18 protein-coding genes are annotated in these 25,768 nt (G+C 39.8%); 7 read left to right on the forward strand and 11 right to left on the reverse strand.

Translation table 11 applies throughout. The features are described 5' to 3' along the window. Nucleotides 1–106: 106 nt before the first annotated feature. Entirely contained in the window at nt 107–1,474 is a 1,368-nt protein-coding gene (locus tag DK846_RS15095; RefSeq protein WP_181391821.1) for an AAA family ATPase, read from the forward strand. A 1-nt stretch (nt 1,475) separates the two neighbouring features. After that, nucleotides 1,476–2,342: a DUF4435 domain-containing protein gene (locus DK846_RS15100; RefSeq protein WP_146201245.1), complete on the forward strand. Its 867-nt coding sequence runs from the start codon at nt 1,476–1,478 to the stop codon at nt 2,340–2,342. Between the two features lie 382 nt (nt 2,343–2,724). On the opposite strand, the gene DK846_RS15105 is transcribed toward DK846_RS15100, so the two are convergent. Beyond that, a complete protein-coding gene (locus DK846_RS15105) occupies nt 2,725–3,384 on the reverse strand; it encodes a site-specific integrase (RefSeq protein ID WP_146201246.1) in 660 nt (219 codons plus the stop codon). A 445-nt stretch (nt 3,385–3,829) separates the two neighbouring features. On the opposite strand from DK846_RS15105, the gene DK846_RS15110 reads away from it, so the two are divergent. Continuing rightward, on the forward strand, nt 3,830–4,639 hold the full coding sequence (locus tag DK846_RS15110) for a tetratricopeptide repeat protein (RefSeq protein WP_109969838.1): 810 nt from the start codon (nt 3,830–3,832) through the stop codon (nt 4,637–4,639). Between the two features lie 9 nt (nt 4,640–4,648). On the opposite strand, the gene DK846_RS15115 is transcribed toward DK846_RS15110, so the two are convergent. Beyond that, nucleotides 4,649–5,095 (reverse strand): C-GCAxxG-C-C family protein, encoded by a 447-nt coding sequence (locus DK846_RS15115; protein WP_181391822.1) that lies wholly within the window; start codon nt 5,093–5,095, stop codon nt 4,649–4,651. 259 nt (nt 5,096–5,354) lie between these two features. Between DK846_RS15115 and DK846_RS15120 the strand changes: the two genes are divergently transcribed. Together DK846_RS15120 and DK846_RS15125 are read left to right on the forward strand one after the other, a co-directional pair. After that, nucleotides 5,355–6,920, forward strand: coding sequence for a carboxylesterase/lipase family protein (locus DK846_RS15120; RefSeq protein WP_109969840.1), 1,566 nt, complete (start codon nt 5,355–5,357; stop codon nt 6,918–6,920). Nucleotides 6,921–7,080: 160 nt separating this feature from the next. Further along, the gene (locus DK846_RS15125; RefSeq protein ID WP_109969841.1) at nt 7,081–8,769 is read left to right on the forward strand and encodes a TIGR03768 family metallophosphoesterase; all 1,689 of its coding nucleotides are present in this window, start codon (nt 7,081–7,083) and stop codon (nt 8,767–8,769) included. Nucleotides 8,770–8,968: 199 nt separating this feature from the next. Here DK846_RS15125 and DK846_RS15130 read toward each other — a convergent pair whose 3' ends face one another. Then, the gene (locus DK846_RS15130) at nt 8,969–10,474 is read right to left on the reverse strand and encodes a carboxylesterase/lipase family protein (protein ID WP_109969866.1); all 1,506 of its coding nucleotides are present in this window, start codon (nt 10,472–10,474) and stop codon (nt 8,969–8,971) included. A gap of 303 nt (nt 10,475–10,777) precedes the next feature. Between DK846_RS15130 and DK846_RS15135 the strand changes: the two genes are divergently transcribed. After that, nucleotides 10,778–11,350, forward strand: a complete 573-nt coding sequence (locus DK846_RS15135) for an META domain-containing protein (protein ID WP_109969842.1) — start codon at nt 10,778–10,780, stop codon at nt 11,348–11,350. A gap of 165 nt (nt 11,351–11,515) precedes the next feature. Here the strand turns inward: DK846_RS15135 and DK846_RS15140 are convergent, their stop codons facing one another. The 5 genes from DK846_RS15140 to DK846_RS15160 all read right to left on the reverse strand — a co-directional run bounded on the left by DK846_RS15140 (nt 11,516) and on the right by DK846_RS15160 (nt 20,085). Beyond that, entirely contained in the window at nt 11,516–12,559 is a 1,044-nt protein-coding gene (locus DK846_RS15140; protein ID WP_109969843.1) for an ATP-binding response regulator, read from the reverse strand. Beyond that, complete coding sequence (locus DK846_RS15145; RefSeq protein ID WP_109969844.1) at nt 12,556–14,058, reverse strand: sensor histidine kinase; 1,503 nt, start codon at nt 14,056–14,058, stop codon at nt 12,556–12,558. Before DK846_RS15145 ends, DK846_RS15140 begins: the two co-directional genes overlap by 4 nt. Further along, nucleotides 14,055–15,845: an ATP-binding protein gene (locus DK846_RS15150; RefSeq protein ID WP_109969845.1), complete on the reverse strand. Its 1,791-nt coding sequence runs from the start codon at nt 15,843–15,845 to the stop codon at nt 14,055–14,057. Before DK846_RS15150 ends, DK846_RS15145 begins: the two co-directional genes overlap by 4 nt. Nucleotides 15,846–16,154: 309 nt before the next feature. Continuing rightward, on the reverse strand, nt 16,155–19,544 hold the full coding sequence (locus DK846_RS15155; protein WP_146201247.1) for a PAS domain S-box protein: 3,390 nt from the start codon (nt 19,542–19,544) through the stop codon (nt 16,155–16,157). Between the two features lie 181 nt (nt 19,545–19,725). Further along, nucleotides 19,726–20,085 carry a winged helix-turn-helix transcriptional regulator gene (locus DK846_RS15160; RefSeq protein ID WP_394339602.1) on the reverse strand — a complete coding sequence of 120 codons (360 nt, stop codon included), beginning with the start codon at nt 20,083–20,085 and terminating at the stop codon, nt 19,726–19,728. 198 nt (nt 20,086–20,283) lie between these two features. Here DK846_RS15160 and DK846_RS15165 point away from each other — a divergent pair, with 198 nt between their 5' ends. Further along, on the forward strand, nt 20,284–21,483 hold the full coding sequence (locus tag DK846_RS15165; protein WP_109969848.1) for an aldo/keto reductase: 1,200 nt from the start codon (nt 20,284–20,286) through the stop codon (nt 21,481–21,483). Between the two features lie 192 nt (nt 21,484–21,675). On the opposite strand, the gene DK846_RS15175 is transcribed toward DK846_RS15165, so the two are convergent. From DK846_RS15175 to DK846_RS15185, 3 genes are all read right to left on the reverse strand, one after another. Continuing rightward, nucleotides 21,676–22,257: a DJ-1/PfpI family protein gene (locus DK846_RS15175; protein ID WP_109969850.1), complete on the reverse strand. Its 582-nt coding sequence runs from the start codon at nt 22,255–22,257 to the stop codon at nt 21,676–21,678. A gap of 11 nt (nt 22,258–22,268) precedes the next feature. Continuing rightward, the gene (locus DK846_RS15180; RefSeq protein ID WP_109969851.1) at nt 22,269–22,913 is read right to left on the reverse strand and encodes a flavodoxin family protein; all 645 of its coding nucleotides are present in this window, start codon (nt 22,911–22,913) and stop codon (nt 22,269–22,271) included. A gap of 406 nt (nt 22,914–23,319) precedes the next feature. Further along, the gene (locus tag DK846_RS15185; protein ID WP_181391823.1) at nt 23,320–25,428 is read right to left on the reverse strand and encodes a HAMP domain-containing methyl-accepting chemotaxis protein; all 2,109 of its coding nucleotides are present in this window, start codon (nt 25,426–25,428) and stop codon (nt 23,320–23,322) included. Nucleotides 25,429–25,768: the final 340 nt, after the last annotated feature.

Below are 25,768 nucleotides of genomic sequence, written 5' to 3' on the forward strand. Positions count from 1 at the left end.
GAAAGGTTCACGTACGGTTCTTAGAAGGGGGGAAGAGAGTAATCTCTTCTTCCTATTCGACTAAAACAATCTTCAAATGATTACTTTAAATTATCAGAATATCTATATGATCATAATTATGGGGATGAATGATAGTTTTAATGATGAAAAGATTCAGCTCTCTCATATTTCAATAAAAGATCTATTTGGAATATTTAACCATGAAATACCAATAAACACTCGAGATCATATAACGATAATAATTGGCCCAAATGGCGTCGGGAAGACTATAATTCTTAAAATATTAATCTGGATATTTAAGTTCAATTTTGCTTCATTAATGGAAATTCCATTTACTTCTCTAAAACTTGATTTTAATCCAAATTATTCACTTACAATTAAAAAAGAGAGAATAAAAATCAATTCTGAAAAAGAAGTCCATACAATTCTAAATTTTTACTTAAATTCTCCAGATAGTAATAGTCCTCGTCATTGGCAATATAATCCATCATCATTACTAGAATCAAATAGATATATTAAGGTCTTTAATGGTTGGGAATTCTCAGATGAGGATATTGATGATAATATTGAATGGATCGGTTTAAATAATAAAAATTCAGGTCGGCACAGAGTTGTTCATACACGAAGAAAAAAAGAATCACAAATTGAACCTTGGCTCATCTCTTTTTTACAAAAAATAGACATTCACCTAATAGAAACTCAAAGATTGTTAATTATTGATCGGGGTTCAGATAATGAATATAATCAATACAAGAACGTTACCTCGAAGCGCAATTTAAAATATGTGGTAGAAGCTAATTCTCAGGATTTAGTAGAAAAAATAAAAGAGATTAGTTTAGAGAACAATGCGATCTCACAATCACTTGAAAGGACATTCCCAATTAGATTAGCAAAATATCATAATGAAGGGAATATATCTGTATCTGACATTCAAAGAGAACTGGTTAATCTCGAGCAAAAAAGAAATGAACTTGCAAAAGTAGGGTTAGTTAAAAAAGAAGAGATTAATCTTGAAGAATTATCGGAAATTAATCCTGAAAATATTTCGATCTTATCTGTGTATATTTCTGATGTTAAGGAAAAATTAAAAATATTAGATAAATTTTATGAAAAAGTACATCTTTTTACTGACATCATATCTAGTCGATTTTTATTTAAATCAATAAGTATCGACCAGAAATTGGGCTTCTCATTTAAATCAAAAAATGGAGCCTCGATCCCTTTATCGGCATTATCATCCGGTGAACAACATGAATTAGTTCTAATTTACAATCTATTGTTTAAAGTAAATAATAATGCATTAGTTTTAATTGACGAACCAGAATTATCTTTACATGTATGCTGGCAAGAACAATTTATTAATGATATTCAGAAAATTGCCGATATAATTGGTTTTGACATAATTATTGCAACCCATTCTCCCGAAATTGTCAGTAATAAACTGAATCTAACTGTTCAATTAAACGGTGATTAGGTTGGCATCTCGTCAAAATGCTGAAGTGATTTACACTTCACTTGTAATGAAGAGACAAATTGATAAAAGGGCGATAATCGTTGTTGAAGGAACAACCGATGAGAGAGTTTTCTATCGGTTTTTTGGAGATGAAAAAGTTCGATATGAGATTACTTATAATAAGGAAAAGGTTATTGATGTCGTAAATTTTGCTAATAGAGATTCATTTTGTGGTTTATTTGGTATAATTGATTGTGATTATGATTTTATATTGAATATGTGTAAAAATATTCCCAATTTACTGTATACTGACTCTCATGACATCATAACAATGATTTTTTATTCTAATGCATTTGATTTATTTTTAAGGGAATATGGATATGATCCTGAAATTCTTAAAATAAATCCAAATGTTCTAATTACTCTTTTAAACATTGTTATGCCTTTAGGGATATACCGACTATTAATTGAACAAAATAAGAGTTCCATCCAAGTTCAAATTAAAAATGCAAAAATTGAAGATTTTCTAGACTTTAACAATTTTTCTTTCAAGATAGAAGAATTTATTAACAATACATTAATTCCAAATAATGATGAAGGAATTAATACTATCTCAATAATGAAGAAAATTAATGAAAACCTTAAAAACACATCGGTAGATATTTGGCATATCTGTAAAGGTCACGATCTGATTGTAGTATTATCTCAATTTTTAATCTTGAAAATTGGAAATAATCGAAAAGGAAAAAAACTGGATAATGACTTAACAGAAGCAGCACTAAGGGCTTATTATGAAATGAATTTTTTTATCTCAACTAAATTATTTAAGTCTATAGTTGATTGGAATCTTAAAAATAGGGATTATTTATTTATAAATAATATTGAATGAGTGAAATAAATCTATTGTAATGGTAATAATGAAGATATGTGTTTGAAATATTTTATTTAGAATATCCATCTAAAATGAAAAATTACTTAATATTTTTTTACCTATTTTAACATAAAAATGGCTAAATATTGAATACATTATTTACTTTATCTGAACTTTGTTCTATGAATAGGTTCTACAAAAAAATGGACAAATAATCACAAAATAATTAATTTTTTTGAGAAATTTATATATTATTATGCAGGCATTTTAAATAAAACAAGATTTCTATTTGTAACCAATTCAAGACTGATTTTTGTTTATTGTAGATATTAACAAATATTTGCATTTTGTGGTTAAAACGCTATTCCCATATGTTTTATTATTCCTGATGTATTAGAGATTAAAATTCAAGAATTATATTTTTCCATGCATGCATATACACGTCATAAACATATTCAGGGAGAGGTGACTTGTAATGAGCCCATTGAACTCCTGATACTCCGTGGGTGAGGATATATGATCGGTTAGAATCATTCCAACAGATAGCATCACCATGTTGTTCCGCAAACTTTCGTAAATCCCCAAGAATGAAATGATGCTGACATCGGGATAAAGGAAATTTTTTATGTTTAAGCCACATGTTGATGGAATGATAACTAGATAGCAACTCATCATTTTCCCTCCCTGATATTAAACAAGACAGTGGCTCTATCAAATGAGGATGAATGGGAACATAATGAGCCATCCTGATTTTATCCTTGTCCGATGGAATAGACATGCATGGCTTATCTGTACCTAATGCTTTCCTAACATCACCAACTGTAATTTTTGATAACGTGGCCTCACTCCTTTGACCTGTGTATGCTCCAAGCAGAATTACGGTCCGATATTGCATAGCGCGGTCTGAACTAATCTCATCAGTTCTTTCAGCTTCATTGATCCTCTCAATCATTGTACTGATATCGTCAAGGGTTACAATCCGAGATGTAACACATTTCCGAGTTTTTTTAGTTTTTGGTAGTTCAAGATATACTGTAAATGCAGAGTATTTCGGATTCATCGTTACCCTTCCAAGGTGATTGAGAAAAGATATAGCAAATCCCAAGGTTTTCACATGAGAGTCATAGGATTTGTATAAATTTAAGACAAAATTTCGATATTCACACAACGACGTATCGTTTACCATTCCTTGCGTATGATCCCAAAATTGCTTTGCAGCCCTATCAAGCCAGTCTATCGACTTGGGTGATAACCCGTGACATCGATTATCAAGATATAAAGAGAGATCTTCTTGCAAATAATATAATTCAGATCTAATATTATCCTCGTGCGCCTTATTTTTTAAAATAGGCTCAAATTTTACACGGCGGAGGTCCGGAGTTCGAATCTCCGTGGGCCCATAAAATTCTTTTTTATAGAAAAGTATACGTTTGTCTTCCTGTATTTTTATCGAAGATTTTTTTAATCAACGAATTTATTTACCTCATTACTCCCTACTGAATTATATGACTCGATGGATTGTTGTGTTATTATTGTTTCTTCTTTTTGTGGGAATAGCATTCGCTGATAGTGATAATAATACACCTACGACTTCAAATGCATGGAATCAGAAGGCCTTTTCATTACAAAATTTAGGAAAATTTCAAGAAGCTCTGAATGCTTCTAACCAGGCAACTCAACTGAATCCCAACAGTACCCAAGCTTGGAATACTCAAGCGTCAATTTTGATACATCTTGAGCGATATGAGGAAGCTCTTGCTGCAATAAATCAAACACTTCAATTGAACCCAACAAATGCCTATGCTTCCACAACAAAAGACATGCTACTTGAGAAATTAGGTATAACTGATGAATCATCAGATACCGATCTCGTCCAAAAAGCAATAAAATTGTCAAATACAAAGAAAATGGATGAAGCATTAACAACGATTAATGAAGCAATAGCGCAAGATCCCAATAATATCAAAGCATGGGATGCTAAAGCAACAATAATGTTAAAATTTGGAGATCGGGAAAGAGCGGTTGATGCACTTAATCACTCTGTCCAACTAAATCCAGATAGCACATTTGCATGGCATACCCTGGGTTACACGTACATTAATTTAGACAGATATGAAGACGCTATTAAAGCATATGACGAAGAATTGCGATTAAATCCAACATCAGGTGATACTTTAAATAACAAAGCATATGCTTTACAAAAACTTGGGAAATATAACGAAGCGCTAGAAGTAATTAATCATGCTCTTGAGTTATATCCAAATGCATCTATTGAGTTACAAACGAAGAACAGTATATTGTCTCACTTAAAATGAGAACCCGGTCTATTTTTTTAACATCTCATCAAGGATCTCTGCCGCTCCCCGGACCAACTCCGGACACACCTTCTTTGCAGCTCCAACCCTCTTTGATTCTGCCAGTTCTTCCGGGATCGCCATATTATACCCCAGGAGATCAGGACACTGAATAGATCCAAATCTAGAGATAAACTTCTCTATAAACTCTTTATCAAGAGAATAACTCTTCTCTCTCCATTCTGGCTCCTGGAGAGAATTCATCCCGTTAGCCAGACCAAGAACCAGTATGGCACCACTGACTGCCCCACACATATTCCCGGTCCTGCCAATGCCTCCTCCAAAACCAGTCGAGATCTTTCGTGCCAGAGCCGGGTCGAGTCCATATTCTTTTGCATACACTGAAAAGACTGACTGGGAACAGGAATATCCTTCAGCTAGCAGATCAACTGCCTCTTGTGCATGATCCATATTCATGTATCCTCTCATACCGGGATATCAATATCGAATAGGTCCGAAATATTCTTATCTCAAGAATTAGGACAAAATGTCAATCTAAATCTGATAAAAAACCTGGGTCTCTGATAGATCCATAGACTTAACTTCTTTTCAGATACATACTCACGAGCGCTATAGGGTAGATTTTTTACATTCTCTCCGTTGCCGAATTTCCAGGATATTCCCGTCCTTTGAGAGACTGGCCTTTCTATCTGGTAGTGCAGGAGAGTGGAATCACATGAAACAATTTCTGACAATCCTTTCTATCCTGATAGCCTGCCTGGTAATTATTGGGATATCTACCGGATCATCACAGAATGAATCCCCATCGGCAATAGTAAAGACAGACGCCGGTTTGATATCAGGTGTTCAGCAGGATAATCTCCGTGTTTTTCACGGCATCCCATTTGCTGCACCACCAACCGGAGAACTACGATGGAAACCGCCAGCACCCCCGATACCCTGGGATGGTGTGAAAGAGACAAAGGAATATTCTGCAACCTGTCCACAGCGGGTTTCCACCGGTAAGACTCCCTCATCAGGATCACAGCCGCTCAACATGAGTGAAGACTGCTTGTGTCTCAATGTCTGGACCCCGGCACAGAGTGATGACGAAAAGCTACCGGTTATGGTCTTTTTCTATGGAGGGGGATTTGCTGATGTGGCTGGATCCATGCCGGTCTATAATGGAACCACTCTGGCAGAAAAGGACGTCATCGTGGTCACTCCAAATTACCGGCTTGGAGCGTTGGGTTTCCTTGCCCACCCTGAACTTGATGCCGAATCTATCCATAATAGTTCAGGAAATTATGGAATCCTCGATCAGATCGCTGCCTTGCAGTGGGTCCAGCGTAACATCGAATCGTTTGGAGGTGACCCATCCCGGGTGACACTATTTGGGCAGTCAGCGGGAGCGGAAAGTATTCTCGTACATCTGGCAAGCCCGGAGAGTAAGGGTCTTTACCAGCAGGCAATTGTTCAGAGTGGTCCTTTCTGGGCGGATGGGGCGATTATCAATGCCACCCATTCCAAAGCGGATGCTGAACAATTTGGTGAATGGTTTGCACAAAAACTCGGATGCTCCGGGCCTGATGCCATTAAACAGATGCGAAATATCAGTCCAGAAGACCTGATCAATGCTACACCCTGGACACCGTCCTCATTCTGGAGTACCCACACGGTCATGTTTGAGCCAACGGTTGACGGTTGGATTCTCCCTGACACCCTGGATACTGTGTTCCGTCTCCACCAGGAAAATCCGGTCCCTCTCATTATCGGAAACAATGCCAATGACGGAACAACCCTTTCGGCTGATGCCAATATGACGGTTGATGAGTACATAACGTTCCTTACAAACCGGTTCGGGGATAAAGCAGGTGCGGTTCTTGAAAAATATCCTGCTAATACAACTGCTGACGTGCAGCTCAGACTGGCAGAGATCATGACTGATTACGATTTCAGTGACTCGGTGAAGTTTGCAGCTGGATCCATGGGAGATATCAGCCCTAACACGTTCATGTACCGGTACTCGTATGTCCTTCCCGGGCAGCCATTAGGTGCTTTTCATGGAAGTGAGACGTTACTGTTGTTTAATGTTCCAGGAGTTCAATCCGATCCGGCAGTGGCCGCGAATGTAGTAGATCTCTGGACACGGTTCGCGAAGACCGGAGATCCAAATGGTGGAATGAATATTACCTGGCCGAGTTACACCCTGAAGAAAGATCAGTACCTTGATATTGATACGGTCCCGGTAGTGAAAACCGGGAATTCAACGATTGCTCTATTACAAGACCTGGAATCATAACCTGATCTCCGGGACTTTTTTTTACACATTATTTCTCCGGCATAATTTATTGAGATCATACGATTATCTGCGATTTAAAGGCGAATCCGGTATGAGTATATGAAAAATCGGGAACATGAGTAGTACATCATTTTAAATAGAGATTGTTTCAAGTAGAAACATGAAACCATTGGTGGTACCAGGAATAGTGCTTGTATTATTCCTTATTGGCGGCATCGCTGGAGCCTATCCTATAGATTCCACGGTTGTTACTACCCTGAATCGTACTATCATTCCCGTTGCCGTGCCTCTGACATCACCTCAGATCCTTCCTGATGATGTCTCCAACTACTCGGTATATGGATATGGGGTATGGAAGTTCGGAGATGGACTTGGTTATGAAAAAAGGATTGACCTGATGCCAACCGGTTACTCCTATGCATCGGAGAACGGTTCTGCAAAACTGCTCCGGTTTTTTGACATGACAGATGTTCACATCACTGACAAAGAGACTCCCACACAGGGTATCTATTTTGGGTACAAAGGGGGTCAGTCATCAGGGTATTCACCGGTAATGCTCTCATCCACTCAGGTTCTTGATGCTGCTATCCAGACCGTGAACGCCCTCCATACTGAAGATCCGTTTGACTTTGGTATCGCTCTTGGTGATGTTGCCAACAACGAACAATACAATGAAATCAGATGGTTCATTGATGTCATGGACGGGAAAAGAATAAACCCTGATTCAGGTGTCAAGGATGACCCGGTTCCCGGACCACTGAATGATTACCAGGATGTGTACCAGGCAGCAGGACTGAATAAGTCGATACCCTGGTATGAGGTTCTTGGCAATCACGATCACAACTGGATCGGAACAAATCCCCCTGATGGTTACCTGAAATCGAACTATACCGGAGCCTACATCCTGAATATGGGTAATATTTTCACCAATCCTCTTGGTATCAAGAGCCGTGGATTCTATATGGGTGCAATCGATGGAAGAACGGTGAATGGAGATATCATCGGAGTTGGGAATGTATCTGATTTCAAAACACCTCCAAAAGTTCTGGCTGCCGATTCAAAACGCCGTGTCCTCACAGTTCCTGAATGGATGGGTGAATTTTTCAATACGACTTCAAACCCGAAAGGTCATGGGTTCAATAAATCTGACGCAGATTCAGGTTTTGCATGTTATTCGTTTGAACCTAAATCAGACATTCCGATAAAGGTCATTGTGCTTGACGATACCCAGAATGCGAACGATACTGATGTTGGCGGGTACGGGCATGGTTCACTTGATAATGAACGGTTCACCTGGCTTGTAAACGAACTGGATCAGGGTCAGGCTGAAGGCAAACTGATGATCATTGCTGCTCACATCCCGATAGCAACAGAGGCAAGTGGTTCTTCTCTTGATGAATATACCGGATGGAGCTCGGTTGCTGAGATATCAGAGCAGCAGCTGCTTGATACTCTGCATACCTATCCAAACCTGATCCTGTGGATAGCAGGACATCGACATGTCAATGCCATTACTCCGCAGATATCACCGGATCCTGATCACCCGGAACTCGGATTCTGGGAGGTTGAGACCTCATCATTGCGTGATTTCCCACAGCAGTTCAGGACTTTTGATATTGTCAAAAACAGCGATAATACGATCTCTATCTTTGCAACAGATGTTGATCCGGCAGTAAAAGATGGAACGATTGCTGCAAAGTCACGTTTCTACGCCGTGGCAGCAGATGAAATATTTAACAGTTCTATTCCGTATAAGCCAAGCGGGTCATATAATGCAGAGCTCGTTAAACAAGTAACTCCTGATATGCAGGAGAAGATTCAGAATCTGGGAACCCCCCAACTCTCCTGATTTTTCCGAAAATGTATCATACCTCTTTTTCACGGATGAAATGGTCTATGGGTGAAGTTCTGGTATAACTGATTGTCAGGCAACAGGCTCCCTGTTTCGGCCAGTTCAAAAGGAAAGCAGTACGTACATTCATTCACTCTCCAGAATGAACCGATGAGAGAGAATGAACTGAATATGAAAAAGAAGAGAGTGTTACAAGTCACTTTACAATTGGAGCAGCCCCGATATCAAGATAGGCTCCATCTTCGGTGTACTTCGGCCAGGAGACATTCATTCCACCATTCGGATCCCCGGTCTTTGCAAACCGGGTCCAGAGATCGATCATGTTCTCTCTGACTGAATCAGTTACCGGGTTTTCAGGTAATGGGACACCAAAGAGGAGCATGGTCTCGCTGCCATGGAATGCTCCGTAGGGTTGCCCGGGAAGGACATACGAGTACTGGTACCGGTATGTATCTGGGCTTATATTTGCCATGGATCCTGCTACAAATTTAACCGGGTCAGTAAAGTCATAATCTGTCATGATCTGTTCCAGTCTGAGCTGTACTTCTGCGGTTGAATTTGCAGGATATTTCTCTAAAACCACACCGGATTCATTCCCAAACCTGCTCTGAATAAAGGTGCTGTACTCCTGGACACTCATGTTGGCGCCAGCTGCAAGGGTTGTTCCATCATTAGCATTGTTTCCGATGATGAGTGGAACCGGATTCTCGCGATTTTCACGAAATACTGTTTCCGGTGATTCCGGTATAACCGAGCCGTCGATTGTCGGCTCAAAATGCGGAGTATTCACCATCTTAAACGAAGAATTCGGCCAGGGTGTTGCATTGGTGATATCCTGGTAACTCAGGGTACGCATCTGCTTTATCGCATCAGGGCCTGAGAAACCAAGGCTCTTTGCATATGCCTCTCCAAGCTGTTCAGCATCAGCCTTGGTGTACAGGGCATCAATCTCTGCTCCCTTTGTCCAGAAGGTGCCACTCTCTACGATTGCCTGTTGATAAAGCTCTTTCGTCTCTGGATTTGCCAGATGAATGAGAATACTTTCTCCTCCGGCAGACTGCCCAAATATTGTCACCCTGGATGGATCACCGCCAAAAGATTCGATGTTTCTCTGCACCCACTCCAGAGCAGCAATCTGATCAAGGAGCCCGTAGTTACCAGAACTATTCTGTGAAGACTCTGCATCCAGTTCAGGGTGAGCAAGGAATCCGAGAGCTCCTACCCGGTAATTGGGAGTGACCACAATGACACCCTTTTGTGCAAGAGCCGTCCCGTTATAGAGAGACATAGAACCTGCAATCTTTCCAAATGCTCCACCATAGAAAAAGACCATGACCGGGAGCTTTTCGTTGTCACTCTTTGCCGGGGTCCAGACATTGAGATACAGACAGTCCTCGCTCATGGAAAGATTCGGATCTGCAGCAATCGGCTGGGGACATGCCGGTGAAAAAGCCGTTGTTTCCTTGACCCCTTCCCATGGACTCACCGGCTCTGGTGCTCTCCATCGAAGTTCTCCGGTAGGGGGAGCAGCGAATGGAATTCCAAGATATACCCTGAGTCCATCCTGTACTAATCCTGAGATAAGACCAGCATCGGTTTTGACCACCGCTGATGGCGTCTCATTCATGGATGCTCCTGCAGAAATCCCGATAAATAACAGGCAGATTACCAGGAAAAAACCAACGTTCTTGTGTATGTTCATATGATCCTCCACTTTTTCCCGTCTGTAATTGGTCTTCCTTCATCTGAAAAGGATAGATTACTGAAAAACATCGGGATTTCTTTACAATAATGCCAGAAACCAGAGCACTTTTGATATCTATTCGGCTATGAACGATTAAGACTTTGTATCACAATGATACAGAAATCTAAAGGTTATGAAAATGAAGTTCAAGACCGTAATGTGCTCAGTCAAACAACAGAACGTGGAATGTCAGGGATACCTAAGCAACTTAACCGAAGTTTTCAGAAACTTTTTTTTATACTCCATGGCTAAGTACCAACCATGAGAAAAATTCTCATTGTCGTGGGTATCGTAATGGTACTTCTTCTTCTGGTGACCGGGTGTACAAGTCAGACTGAATCAAAACCAGTTTCCACCCCGGCCACAACAGCCCCTACAGCAACAATCACTCCAAGTCAGACTGAAATCGTTTCTGCTCCGGTTAAGGCTGCAGCTTCAGACTCTTCCCTCCTGGGAACATGGTATCTGAAACTCATGTCTGATCAGAATGGTACCGCTCTGGTTCAGACGATAAATCCGGAGACAACAGTCATCTTTGAGGATAATGTAAACCTGACCGGGTATTCTGGCTGTAACAATTACATGGGCAGTTATACTCTGACTGGGAAACCAGACGCAGATGGAAAAGGAATAACCATTGGCCCTCTTGCGTCAACGAAAAAATACTGTCAGGATGGAGCCTCTACAGAAACAACCTATCTGCAGATCCTTGAAGGTGCAACATCATACCTGGTAAATGAAAACAAGGAGTTGTCGATTACTGACAATGCTCAAAATACACTCGTATACCAGAGGACCCCGTATAGCACTACATCAGTGCCAATGGGCTCCTAATATTTTTGAATAGATTATTGATTTACCGTCCTATTCAAAAAAGGACGTTCGGTTTCTTTTTTCCTATCGATTGAATATCAACACAAACTATTCCTTCAGATTGCTTGTAGCATTTATACGATGAGAAAAATCCTTTTATTAACATTCACAGTTTCAGCGTAAGCATTACATGTTATGCTCATCTTTTTGACATAGTTTTCCGTACCCATAATGTTTTATAAAAAAAGACCGGACTTTCTCAGACTCCACCCATCCATGATCGAGCCGGGATACAAGGTTGTTGATATGATCTATTTGCTCTAATACAATTCTGCTCTCCTCGTCATCATGAAGGGATATAATTGACATAATGACTGCAAGAGGGTTCCTGATTTCATCATTTAGTATCTGGAATTGCTCCATATTTTTCTCAATCTGAATTATCCCCTGCTTTTCCATCTCTTTATCAAATAAGACCTGTATGGTAATATCCCGTGACAAGGCGATAATCTGAGTTATATTATTTGTGCGGGATAAAATTGGAACAAAGATAGTATCCAACCAGAACTCATCTGAATCAAGTTTACCCTGCAGAGTAATGCGCTGGTACCTTCCTTCACTGAGAATTGAATCAAGAGATCGTTGTACCTGATCTACCAGTTCCTGTGGAAATATATCAGATAACTCAATTTTGGATTTTCCAATTCTCTCTTTCTTGAAGAATTGGATTGCATAGGAGTTTAAATATGCAATTGAATAATCACGGTCAAATATTATTATAGAATCCTGGGCGAGTTCAGCAATAGCCCGATATCGTCTCTCACTTTCCATCAGTTTCTGATCCAACTCATGTTTGTAGAGAGCCATCATGATACTGGTTTTCAGGTTCTTTTCTTCAAACGGTTTGATGATATACCCGAAGGGTTCACTCTCTATCGCCTGAAATATGGTACTGTCATCTGCCTGTCCGGTGAGATAAATCACAGGAATATTAAATTGCTCTCTGATATGGGTTGCAGCAGTAATGCCGTTCATCTCTCCGTTGAGAACAATATCCATCAGAACGATATCAGGCTTTAATTGTTCTGTTGCCTTTATTGCTCCCTCACCAGTATCTTCAACTCCAACAATCTCAAATCCCATCCCCCCAAGAAGAAGATTTAAAGCTGAAGCGGTGATAAACTCATCTTCAATAATGAGGATTTTTTTATTCTGTGGTATTAAATTCACAATGAATCCCTTTTAAGATCAATTGATGGAAATGAGATAATAAAGTGTGTACCATTATCTTTTATTCTAGTAACTGTTCCTTTCAATTGTTTGGTCAGGCCATATATAAGTGATATCCCAAGAGTCGCCGGGTGGACAACGTCTACATGTTCAGGAATTCCAACTCCATCATCCCGGTAATCAAGAGTATATAATTTATCAGCAGTATTAAGGCTAAACCCGATTTTTATCTCACCTTTTTGATTATTTGGAAATGCGTATTTTAATGAGTTAGAGATCAACTCATTTACAATCAAACTGCAGGGCACGGCTTTTTCTATTGATATCATTACCTGATGTGCATCAATAATCATTATTACTTGTCGAACATCTACTTTATACGATTCAAAAAGAGAACCAAACATCTTTCGTAAATAATCTCCATATTCGATCAAACGTAGATTATTAGAACGGTACAACTGTTCATGTACCAGGGAAATTGATCGAATTCTATTCTGACTTTCATTAAATAAATGACGAGTGTACTCATCTTTCACGGTTTGTGACTGAAGATAAAGGAGACTTGAGATCACCTGCATATTATTTTTCACCCGGTGATGTATCTCCTTGAGAAGCATCTCTTTTTCTTGTAATGACTCAACGATATGGGCCTCCATCATGGTACGTTTCGTCACATCACGAAAATTCCATACTCGCCCACTCACAATACCTCCAATCTTATGGGGTTTAGAATACCATTCAAAAATCCTGCCATCACTTAACTCAATACGATCAAAGCCATCTGTATCAGATTCACAATTCTCACTTTTGATATGAGAATTAATCTGGTCTATATCCTTTACCAATCTGAAAACAGAATCTATTGCAAGAAAGGATTGATTTGGGAGAAGTATGGATTCAGGTATTTTCCACATTGATACAAACTGATGATTATATTTAATTATTTTACCTGTTTTATCCAAAGCGAGTATCCCATCATCGCTTGATTCGATAGTAGCATCGAGAAGGGAAACCGTCTGTAGTATTTTATCTTCAGCGATGCTACGTTGATCGATCTCTCTTTTAAGCTCACTATTGATATCTGATATTTTTCGGGCTTGATCTTCTGTTCTTACTCGTAATTGGTATAACTCAAGATGAGTTCTAACCCTGGCTAATAAATCTTCTTTCTGAAATGGTTTGATTATAAAATCGACAGCTCCGTCTTTTAATCCTTTTACCCGAAGATCCACATCGATAACTGCACTGAGAAATATTACTGGAATACTCTTTGATTCTTCTGATGACAATAATTGTTTTAAAACTTCAAATCCATCCATATCAGGCATTCTGATATCCAGGAGAATCAGTTCAGGCGGCGATCTCTTCACAGATCTGAGGGCAAGTTCTCCACTATCTGCTGATCGAACGGTATATCCTTCAATGGTAAGGAGTTCGGTCAGGAGTTTTAAGGAAGCGTGGGTATCATCAACCACCAATATTGTTCCTTTTCTACTCATGATTTTTCATCTTGTGCATGCTGATCACTACTATTCAGAGCCCTGAAAATAACGGTATAACTGAATCTGTCCGCATGATTCTTTAGAACAGAACCCAAATCAGGATTTATTTCAGATATTCTGGTTATTACATCTTTGATCTGGTATGCGTCCAAATTTTCTATAGCAACGAGTAATTCTGCCTTGATATTATCTGGGAGAGTCTGGATATCTGAAGGATTGAGATGATGATAGGTTTCTTTCTTATCTGGTGTAGAAGACTCTTCGACTATAAATTGGACTCCAAGGAGGCTGGTTATACATGTAAAAACCTCTTCCGGACGATAGGGTTTTCGAATAAAATCATCCATACCAGCAGCCATTACATTGTCCCGTTCCTCTTTGAAGACTGATGCAGTGATGGCTACTATTTTTACGTCCTTGCCTCCTTCCATCGCACGAATATTTTGGGCTGCTTCAATGCCATCCATTACAGGCATTCGTAGATCCATAAAGATCAGGTGAGGGTGCCATTTAGAAAATAATTCAATGGCTTCTTTTCCGTTTCCGGCTACCTGTATTGATAGTCCTACATCTTCCAGAATTCGCCGCAGTAACAACCAGTTCTCGATCTGATCCTCAACGATAAGTATCCTGCATTCATCCTGACCAGGCTCCATTCCGATAACACGGCCGTGATTAATATTTGTTGAATCAATATCTGATTCGTTTGCAATTTCTACCGGTATCTCAACAGAGAAGATGGATCCCTCGCCTGGACTACTTTCAACCTGTATTGTCCCATTCATCAGTTCTACATATTGTTTGGTAATTGTAAGGCCAAGACCGGTCCCTTTTTGATATGTGAGATTGTTTACCTGAATAAAGGGTTCGAAGATACGTTTTTGATCATCGTGGCTGATACCAATTCCTGTGTCCTGAATTTTAAAAATGATAACACGATTTTTAGAATCATCTGATGGTTTTGCATTCAAGAATAACGTTACTTTACCTTTCAGTGTAAATTTTATTGCATTTCCAATGAGGTTGATTAAAATCTGCCGTATTTTTGTATAATCTCCCCTGATAAACCGGGGAAAATCTGATGTCTGGTCAAGAGAAAGGATAATTTTTTTTTCATCTGCCCTGACATGCATCAGATCCAGTACATCGTTAACCATCCCTCCCAGATCAAAAGGGCTGATATCTGTGACGATTCCACCAGCTTCTATCTTTGACATATCAAGGATATCATTAATGAGATTGAGAAGATGTTCCCCACTTCGACTAATAATATCAAGAGTAATCCGTTGATCTGGTGAGGTGTTGATGTCATTTCGCATGAGGTTTGAAAACCCCAATACCGCATTCAGCGGAGTTCGTAGTTCATGGCTCATATTTGCGAGAAAAACACTTTTTGCATTATTAGCACTTTCTGCTTCTTTTTGGGCCTCTTTAGCGCGAATGTTCGCCCTTCTCATTGCTTCAGCGACCCCGGATATCATAACACCGGTCACAAGAAATACTACCAGCCCAAGAAGATCGGCAGAATCATAAATAAAAGGTTGAGTAACGATGAATGGCCAGAAAAAAAATGCTAATATACAGGCCATCACTGATGCCATCAATCCAGCAGAGAATCCCCCATAGATTGCAGAGATCATAACGGCTGGATAAAAGGTTAACCACACAAGTCTGGATTCGAGAATTTGAAGAGGCCATATCCGAAGAGATGCAGCCAGAGTTGTTAAAATAAAAGAAACTAGAAATCTATTCCATTTCCATGGAATGAGACGAAATTTCTTCATCTCACCGACGCCTCTTCATTTTTTATTCCCTCCACAAAACTATTAGTTAATGCACTAAATTATTGGCGTTTCAGGTTACTTCTTCAATAAGTTATTGAACTGGCAGTATCCCATTTCAGTAAAAAGAAACAAAATAATCTCCTGATAATTTAGTGCCTGATCGCACCATTACGATTCAGATACGCAGTTTGTATATGACATCGATGGTACTTTCAAATATAATAGTGTTTCGTAAGAAGTTTGAAGATGAATGAATCTGATGCAAGATAATTCTGAATTATAAAAATGGGTGATTGTCGTTGAACTCCTCTATACAGGAAACCTGATCCGGTATGTTGTCCCTTCCCGCTGGTCCAATTCAATAGTCCCTTGTAATTGTTTGGTTAGCCCTTTGATCAGTTCAACCCCGAGAGTGGTTGGATGTGAAAGAAAATCTTCTTCAGATATCCCTGTACCGTTATCTGAATACACAAGGAGATATTCATTGTCTGTGCTTGAGAAGGAGATAGTAATAGTTCCTTTTCGTTGATCCGGAAATGCATGTTTGAGAGAGTTTGAGAGTAATTCATTTATGATAAGGCCACAGGGAACAGCTTTAGAGATCGTAATCAGAACATCTTCATGAGATAATTCAAGTTTGATCCGGGAACTATTGACCTGGTAGGAATCAAACATATTTTTGGAAATTTTTCGCAAATAGTCAGAATAGTTGATACTGTTCAGGTCCTGAGATTGGTACAACTCCTCGTGAACGAGAGCAATAGATTTTACCCGGTTCTGGCCTTCCTTTAGTATTTCTTTCAGTTTCTCATCTTTCGTAATATTTGATTGAATATAAAAGAGGCTTGAGATTACCTGCATGTTGTTCTTAACACGGTGGTGAATCTCTTTGAGTAATATCTCTTTCTCACGAAGAGAACGTTCTATCTCATTCTCCATCTGGGTTTTCTGAGTGATATCCCTAAAACTCCAGACCGTTCCAACAATCTCTTCTCCGACCTTTTGAGGCTTGGATACTCTTTCAAAGAGTTTACCGTCTAAAAGTTCTAATACGTCACATGTTTCCCGGGAGGGATCCTTATAGACTTGATTTATTTTTTCAAGAAACTGATCCGGATTTTTGACCAGATGGAGCACTGATCCTAATGTAGTGATATCATCATCTGTTTTTATAATCGAATCAGGAATATTCCACATGCTGAGAAATATCTTATTATATGTAACGATTTTTCGTGATTTATCTACTACTAACAGGCCATCCGCTGTAGATTCCAATGCTGCTGTGAGTAATGATAATGCCTTTTGAATTTCTTCTTCTGCTAATATCCTCTCTTCAACTTCTTCCTTGAGCTCAATATTCATCGATTCAAGTTGATTTGTTCTTTCAAGGATTTTCTCTTCGAGTGATTGGTTAAGCTTCTGGATCAGGTCTTCTTTCTCTTTAACCCTTGAGATATCGAGGATAAATGCAACAGATTCGTCCTTTCCTTCTCCTGTGAGGACGTATCCTATTAAAACCCAGATTCTGGCTCCATCTTTTCTGAAGTACTGTTTTTCATAAGGAGTACAGCTTCCCTTCTCCTGAGCTTCAATTATTGAACTCTGATCCAGTTGCAGGAATTCAGGAGGTGTAATATCATCCCATCTGATTAACCCTTTTTCGAGTTCATACCGGGAATATCCAATAATTCTCAGGAATTCATCATTTGCCTGGAAAATATTTCCATAAATATCACCCATCAATGTTCCAAGAATAGGAGAATGGAAAAAAGCAGATAATTTCTCTTCCTGTTTTCGTAATTGAGATTCAATATGTTTTCTTTCTGTAACATCCTGAAAGATCCCGATTACTTTTATTGGATTTTTTTCTTCGCCTTGAATCAGTTCAGCTATTGATGATAAAATACGGGTCTGCGAACCAATTGGTTGTATGGTGAATTCAAGTTTAAATGGAACTTCATGTTCAATCAGGTCCATAAGCGCCCGATATACATGATCCTTATCAGGCACACATGAGAGTACCTTTTCCAGCTCAATGAGCCCCTCCGGATTTACATCCAGTCCAAATAACCGGAACCCTTCATCAGATAGCCAGACTTGCCCTGTATTGATATAATACTCCCAGGATCCAAGGTGGCCTACTTTTTGGGCTTCAATAAGGCGGTTTTGTAACTCCTGCATCTGGATTTCACTCTGTTTAAGAGTATCCATCTGATGCCGTAGTTCTTCTTCCTGTGATGATAATTCCTCGAATGAAGCACCTAATTCCTCATTCAATGAGTAGAGATCTGAGTTCCTCTTTTCCAGTTCCGTCTCAAATATTATTCTTTCAGTATAATCCCTGATTATTGCCTGATGATATGTTGCACCGTCAATATTGATAGTCCGAATACTACTTTCCGTGGGGAAGACAGATTTATCCTTTCGGCGGTGTTCGGTGTGTACGATTGAGCCGAGAGGATTATTCATACGTTCCAAATCTTCTGAAAGGGTGGCCTTCCCCTTGTCAGATCGAAGATCAGCAAGACTCATTTGCCTGAATTCATCAAGGCTATATCCATACTGTTCCGATGCCCGGTCATTAGCTTCAATTATCTTCCAATTAGAATCAAAAATAAAAATTGCATCATTTGCCTGTTGCATCAGAAGACGGACACGATCAGCAAGAATGAGTTCCTTTTGTTTTAATTCAAAATTCTGGCTGATAAAGTCATTTTCCCGTTTTACCCAGACAGCCCAGATTGCGATTCCTGATACCGCAAGAAGAAGGAGGAGTATAGCCATGACCAGGGATACAAAGAATCTGAACGGTGCATAGATCTCATTCTGATCTATTTTCGCGACAAGATACCAGGGAGTGCCATTTATTCTCAAGATATCTGCTATGACCGGAACACCCCGGTAGTCATTCCCATAAACAATGCCTACCTGCCCTTTCACTGCCATGACCGCAGGTACGTCATCCTTACTTAATGGGATCCGTAACGAGAGACTTGCATTCGAAACGTGTCGCAGGTCATTAATAAATAAAACATAGTTATCCTCCGGACGAATGAGGAGTGATTCTGAAGTCTCACTATTCGTTGGCCACGATTGGATTAAAGGAAATAGGTAGCGCTTTGGGTCTATCTGATATACCAGGACTCCAATAACGGGCCCATCTGTTTTTTCTTTGATCGGACACCAGTATTCCATGACCGGGTTATGTGTATCAGGATCCCGGAATAGATCAGTATTAATTGGATCTGAAGAGTTCAGGGCAGGAGAGAGATATTGGTGTATGCTGTCCTGACTTATCAAGGCATTTTGAGGCTCTTTAAGCAGGACTTCACCGGTTGGTGAGAGAAGGATGATCCCCTGATAATCATATTTTTCTAATGTGGTATTCATCCACTCAAGTAAAGATACCTGGATGTAATCTGATGAGCCAGGGTTATTTCGAGAATTGATATATACTGGTATAACCAGGTCTTTTGCCAAAATTTCCGCATCTAAGTCCCGTTCATGATACCATACCGATATCTGGGATGACTTAAGGTCTGCGATAGCGCTTAACTGGCTTTTTATCTCCTTTTCATTAATATTTTGCTGATAATTAACAGCAAAATATCCAGTTCCAATGATAAGGCATAGAATTATCAGGTAAATGAACAAGGGAAGACGGAAATTTTTTGGGATATATTCATCGAGTGTTTTCATACCATCGACTCGTACTGGATATTTGTTGAGAAAACAGGCATAAGACACTCTGGTCCTGAATCAATTCTTCGTAAGGAACGGAGATTCATGGAAAAATCCTAGCCTTTTGGACATCATATGCTATCGGCGCTAGAGTATAAGTTTGCTTCTACAGGTTCAAAGATATTAAACAAGAATAAAATTACTCTTCACATTTAAACTCTATATCTTCATTCATATGCTCATACCCCCAATCACAGAGTTGGTCAAGAATCGGCATCAACGAATCCCCTTTTTCAGTGAGGGTATACTCCACTTTCGGAGGGATTACTGCGTACACCTTTCGTGTTATGAGGCCATCTTTTTCAAGTTCCCGAAGTTCCCTGGTCAGCATTCTCTGAGAAATTTTGGGTTTTACTCTCTCCATTATCTGACTGAACCGCATTGTTCCTTCTTTAAGCTGATAGAGGACCAGAGGTTTCCATTTACCACCAATCACATCCAAAGCCGCATCAATTCCCCAACTATATTTGAATGTAGCAGTATTCTCCATTAGTTTCATCTATGTAAGTTTGTATCATATATGTTTGAACTCCCTATTTAGGTCATACCTGCGCTATGTATATTTGAATTATTACTGTATCCTTCGCTTGAAAGATGATAATCCTGAATCTGAATTCAAGTATCAATACTCAAAATTTGAGTAAATAACCCTGAAAAACGCTGAATCTACAATACGTTTGAAACTAAGGTGAACGAGATGTTATATAGAAAAGTACCTAAAACCGGAGACGAATTATCGATCCTCGGATTCGGATGCATGCGTCTTGCATTGAAAGAAGATGGTTCGATAGATGAGGAGCGAGCTGTAAGACAGGTTCGGTATGCAATCGATCATGGCGTAAATTATCTTGATACAGCCTGGCCGTATCATATGGGCGAGAGTGAACCGTTTGTTGGTCGTGCTCTTTTAGATGGGTATCGCAAAAAAGTGAAAGTGGCAACAAAACTCCCATCATGGCTTATCGAGAGTCGGGAAGATATGGATAAAATCCTGAATTCTCAACTCGAAAAACTCCAGACAGACCATATCGATTATTATCTCGTTCATGCTCTTGTCGGCGATCTGTGGGACACTGTGGAAAAACTGGGTATTGCTGATTTTCTTAATGAGGCCAAGGCTGATGGCCGCATAGTGTATGCGGGTTTCTCTTTCCATGGTGATGGAAAGGATTTCAACCGGATTGTAGATGCATATGACTGGGATTTTTGCCAGATTCAATACAACTATCTGGATGAACAAAACCAGGCCGGAACAGCGGGACTTGAGTATGCTGCATCAAAAGGCCTTGGTGTCGTTGTTATGGAGCCTCTTCGTGGAGGGAACTTAACAAACTCTGTACCTTCTTCTATCAAAGAGATCTGGGATATGGCTCCGGTAAAACGAACTCCGGCGGAATGGGCTCTTCGCTGGATCTGGAACCGCCCTGAAGTCACTGTAATTCTTTCAGGGATGAATGAGGAGGCTCATATCGAAGAGAATCTCCGCATTGCAGACCAGGCATATCCAAATTCCCTTACTGATGAAGAACTTCAACTGGTGAAAAAAGTTGAGAAGAAGTACCACGAGTTGATGAAGGTTGGGTGCACCGGATGCAGGTATTGTTTGCCATGTCCGGCAGAGGTGAATATTCCACTCTGTTTTGAAATGTATAATAATAAATATTTAAGCGGAAATTCAGAAGAATCCAGATTCTATTATGCAGTTCGGCTCAGTGGTCTGCTCACTACAGGAAAACCTGAGTTTGCATCACAATGCATTCAGTGTGAGAAATGCCTTGAACAATGCCCTCAGCATATTGACATACCAACCATGCTCAAAGCTGTTGAAGAAGAACTCGGAGGACCAGATATGGATCAAAGAATTGCAATGGCCCGGGAAGTCTTCAAGAAATCATAACATAACCACTAATAGTTTTGATTATCCCTGCATTGTTTGTATAAAACTCTAACTCCTTTTTTGGGTTCTGGTTAAGAGTCAGATACCGATTTGGCTCTTGCCACACAAGAAATTCGGTTTTTATTAACTGTTGAAGAGTAAAAATGGGAATTGAAAGATATTTTCCCAATCTTCTTATTCTGAAGCCGTGTTTTAGTATGTCGAGGGTTGATATCGTAATGCAATTTCTCTCTTTTCAGATTCATCTGTAAATGCTTTAAAGTAGTCGAGAATTTCTATTGAAAAGTCGATAAACGCGACTCCTTTCGCTGTAATAACCGTCCCGTCTCGTACAACCGGTTTCTCGATATAGGTTTTTTCAGGAAAGGGAAATTCCCCGGAACCAGAAAACAACTCCTTATGAGATTCTTTTGTCATTGTGGTTGTGTAATGCGTATTTTCAAGCAATCCAGCCCGGGCCAGATATTGTGGGCCGGCACATATTGCCGCAGTTAATTTTCCGGTGTGATAGTAAGCCTGTATGAGATTGGTTAACTCTTCCCGTTGTTCAAAGTGAAATCCACCCGGGATTATGATACCATCTATATCTGAATCCTGTGAGATTTCAGAAATAGTGAAGCGGGGAACGTATTGAAGACCTGATGATGCTGTTATAATGGCATTTTCATATGCAACAGGGATAATCTCCCAGCCATATTTACCAAGGAGATTACATGTTAAACTGATCTCAAAATCAGCCATTTTGTCAGCTATGTATACTAGCATTTTTCGCATTATTTCACACCTCACTTTGTATCCAGAGCAAACTTTGCACCCATGGAAAATGCATTCTGGCAATCTATTGGGAATACTTCTTTTTTTCTCTGGTGTTTCCCGACACTATCGAAGTACTTCATTCTGTACTTTGAATAATCATCAACATGGACCGTGTTGGTTACGTAGAGCGATTCGCATGTACCAAAAATATCTCTGATAAATTGTTCGATTAAGCGAAGATGTGGTTCATATGACATCAGTTTCATCTGCTCTTCTGTTGCACCCATGTTGAAAATGACCCCTACCGGGATCTTTCTCTCAACCAATGAAGACCAGGTGTCCCAGGATTTTCTCGGGAAAAGAAGCCGTTCTAAAAAGGATCTCATCTCTCCGGTTGCTGAGCCATAATAGATAGGTGTTCCAAGGATGAGTGCATCTGCATTCGTGATTCTGTTTAGAATTGGTTCTAACTCATCATGTATGGCACATCTTCCATATCCCGGTCCATCACGTTTACAGGAAAAACAACTTCTGCATCCTTTATAATCAAGTTGATAGAGATTGATACATTCAGTATGTGCACCATGAGATCGGGCTCCCTCAAGTCCATGTTCAAGAAGTGTTGCAGTATTCCCATGTAATCTGGGACTTCCGTTTATTCCAATTATATTCATAGAAGACCACTATCGCGTTTTCTGAATAATTTCTGAAGCATCTTTGATACGTCCGGGATTTTAATTGATCAGATTATGTTGAAGAGTAATTTCTCACTATAAAATAGGAAGTAGTTTCATTAATAATGCACAGATACTTTATGTAAAGTATTGGTGAATTTTGCATTATCTCCTTGAATGGGGATTTAAAATACGTATACTATCTTCAACTGAAGGTCTGGATATCCGGTGATGTATAGGATGAAACAGAAAAAAATGAGATCCCAATTAATCCTGTAATATTATTGCCAGGATGCAGTTTCAATTCTTTAATGGATGGAATTCTTGACGGGAAACATCAAATATGTACAGAAGAATGTGGAAATGAGCTTACGTTTTCCATTTCTTCTCCGGGAAATAGTATGTGTTATCCGTTCAATCGAGACATTGACTCCTCAATCCGGGTAGCAATCACTGAAAGATCGCTGATTATCGTAGAGACTTGATTTAACGCTGCTGAAGATTCTTCTGAAGCTGATGCAGAAGATATTGCTTCTTTGGCAGTCTCCACAGCCATGGTTTTGACTTCAGACACATTCGACGTAATCTCCTCCACCGCTGCTGCTTCCTCTTCTGAAAGACTTGCAATTTCAGTCATGTGTGTAGAAATTTCCTCAACCTGGTTAGCAATTGAATTGAAATACTGAATCGTTTCAGTTATTGCGGTTGAGCCTCTTGACACTTCATTGGTAGCCTGATTCATTGCTTCTCCGGCCCTCAATGCCTGACTCTGGAGGGAGTTGATGATTTTTGCAATATTATCAGTAGATCCTTGTGATTCCTGTGCCAGGGTCTTTACTTCTTCAGCAACAACCGCAAATCCCCTTCCTGCATCCCCGGCACGTGCTGCCTCAATTGCAGCATTTAATGCCAAAAGGTTGGTCTGGTCTGCTATTCCCCCGATAATCTCAACGATCTTGCCAATCTCCTTCATCTGGTCATTAATTTCAGAAATGATTACCCCAACGTCATGTACTGACGTGTTAATAGCGTTAATCCCATCCTCTGCAACAACTGCCTTCTTGACACCATCACTCGAAATGGCATTTGCCTCAAGTGAAAGTCTGTTTACCATATCCACCTTGGTAGCAACCGTTGTGACTGATGAATTCAACTCCTGCATGGCCACCAAAACCTGCTCAACTGCCTGAACACTATTATCGGCATTTGCACTCACAATGTTTGAACTTTGAGCAATTGATGCTGAACCTGCTGTAATCTCCTCAACACTCGCTGCTGCTTGCTCTGAAGAAGCAGTTAGGGTGGCTACTTGTTCTGAAACATTAGTTATCGCAAGAGAGAGTTCAGAGCCGATCGTATTGAGTCCCTGTTTAAGAGCAATCAAGTCTCCGTTTGTCATCACATTCTCATCAAAGCGGGCCGAGAATTTCGCATGTGAGAAGAGATCTGCAACCCGGAGTGCCTCATTAAGGGGAGTTGTAATTGCGTCAAGCATATTATTAATTCCTACAATAATATGCTGATACGCTCCAACAAACAAGGTTTCATTTCCGCGATTCTGGAGCCTTCCTTCTTCTGCTTCGGTAATGAGATAACTAATCTCCTGGATGATATTTTGGAGGCTGGAGATCAATTGTATGAGAGTAAGCGATATCTCGTCCTGTTCATCTTTTGGAGTGATTGTAACTGAAAGATCACCCTGAGAAATCTGCTTTACTGATGCAACTACTGAATACTGGAGATCATCTGAAAATGTATCCATCACTGATGTCAGTTCTCCAATCTCATCATTTCTGGTATAATTAAGCCGGTTCCCGAGATGACCAAGACTCATTTCTCTCATCATCAGGACTGCTTTTGCTAGAGGGATGGTTATACTGCGACTTATGAGAAATCCAAGACTGATAGCGATGATAGCTCCAATAATTATGGCACTAACAATTACTACCAAAATAACGAGCACAGTTTTCTTTGTGTTTTCAGCAAGGGAATTAGCGTATTGTATTTTATATGCAACTAGGTCCTGGATTGCCGTTGAGGCCTCAGCACGAGAAGTAATCAGATCCCCTGTTGTCATGGTGGTAACTATTTCTTCTGCGTTTCCGGAATCTATTACCCTGTTAAATGTATCTATTGCGGCCAGATACCGGTGCCAGGAATCCACAAAGCGTGCATAGATAATTTTTTCTTCATCAGTTTCTGCATATTTCTGATAATCGGTTATGTTTGCATTCATTGATGCAATGAGTGCTTCACTTTGCTTGCGAAGGTTTTCCCGGTTCGTTGGTAATGCAACATATCCTGCAGTATTCCCCCGAAGACGCCAGATATCCGCATTTATTATTCCGAGTTTCTGAGTTGGAATGAGTTGATTCTCGTTGATCTGATCAAGGTATGAACTCAGGGTAAGTACACTGTATACCCCGATTATCCCAACGACCAATAAAATTCCTACAATCAGGAGAAAGGAGCCGGTCAATTTCGTTCCAACCCGGATATTATCTAAAAAATTCAACCCAAACAACTCCTAAAATGTGATCTGGTTTGTATCTTCCCTTCAGCATTTCAATGTATGGTTGAGTTTTATGGGTGTACCCGTATTGAAATAAAAATATTGAAAAGTCTGAGCAATAAAATGAGTCCTGAATTTATCACATGAAACCTGATAATCCAATTCGAAGTTCATTCACTAACGGCGTGGCATAATCGAATAGAATTTGAGATACTCTCCAGGCTTATAGCCAATCTTCACTCTTACCCCTTGAGTAAAAGCTCCAGGGTATTTCAATCTGTTTTACCTGAAGCAATCTGGCTAATTGAGACTAATAGGACAGCCATCCGGTTTGAGAAGATAA

Source organism: Methanospirillum lacunae, assembly GCF_003173355.1.
Classification (GTDB): domain Archaea; phylum Halobacteriota; class Methanomicrobia; order Methanomicrobiales; family Methanospirillaceae; genus Methanospirillum; species Methanospirillum lacunae.

Bases quoted from the DNA above. Each gene is read 5' to 3' on its own strand.
- DK846_RS15095 (WP_181391821.1), top strand. From the start codon at position 107: ATGATCATAATTATGGGGATGAATGATAGTTTTAATGATGAAAAGATT.
- DK846_RS15105 (WP_146201246.1), bottom strand. From the start codon at position 3,384: ATGAATCCGAAATACTCTGCATTTACAGTATATCTTGAACTACCAAAA.
- DK846_RS15110 (WP_109969838.1), top strand. From the start codon at position 3,830: ATGACTCGATGGATTGTTGTGTTATTATTGTTTCTTCTTTTTGTGGGA.
- DK846_RS15115 (WP_181391822.1), bottom strand. From the start codon at position 5,095: ATGAATATGGATCATGCACAAGAGGCAGTTGATCTGCTAGCTGAAGGA.
- DK846_RS15120 (WP_109969840.1), top strand. From the start codon at position 5,355: ATGAAACAATTTCTGACAATCCTTTCTATCCTGATAGCCTGCCTGGTA.
- DK846_RS15125 (WP_109969841.1), top strand. From the start codon at position 7,081: ATGAAACCATTGGTGGTACCAGGAATAGTGCTTGTATTATTCCTTATT.
- DK846_RS15130 (WP_109969866.1), bottom strand. From the start codon at position 10,474: ATGAACATACACAAGAACGTTGGTTTTTTCCTGGTAATCTGCCTGTTA.
- DK846_RS15135 (WP_109969842.1), top strand. From the start codon at position 10,778: ATGAGAAAAATTCTCATTGTCGTGGGTATCGTAATGGTACTTCTTCTT.
- DK846_RS15145 (WP_109969844.1), bottom strand. From the start codon at position 14,058: ATGAGTAGAAAAGGAACAATATTGGTGGTTGATGATACCCACGCTTCC.
- DK846_RS15150 (WP_109969845.1), bottom strand. From the start codon at position 15,845: ATGAAGAAATTTCGTCTCATTCCATGGAAATGGAATAGATTTCTAGTT.
- DK846_RS15155 (WP_146201247.1), bottom strand. From the start codon at position 19,544: ATGAAAACACTCGATGAATATATCCCAAAAAATTTCCGTCTTCCCTTG.
- DK846_RS15160 (WP_394339602.1), bottom strand. From the start codon at position 20,085: ATGAAACTAATGGAGAATACTGCTACATTCAAATATAGTTGGGGAATT.
- DK846_RS15165 (WP_109969848.1), top strand. From the start codon at position 20,284: ATGTTATATAGAAAAGTACCTAAAACCGGAGACGAATTATCGATCCTC.
- DK846_RS15175 (WP_109969850.1), bottom strand. From the start codon at position 22,257: ATGCGAAAAATGCTAGTATACATAGCTGACAAAATGGCTGATTTTGAG.
- DK846_RS15180 (WP_109969851.1), bottom strand. From the start codon at position 22,913: ATGAATATAATTGGAATAAACGGAAGTCCCAGATTACATGGGAATACT.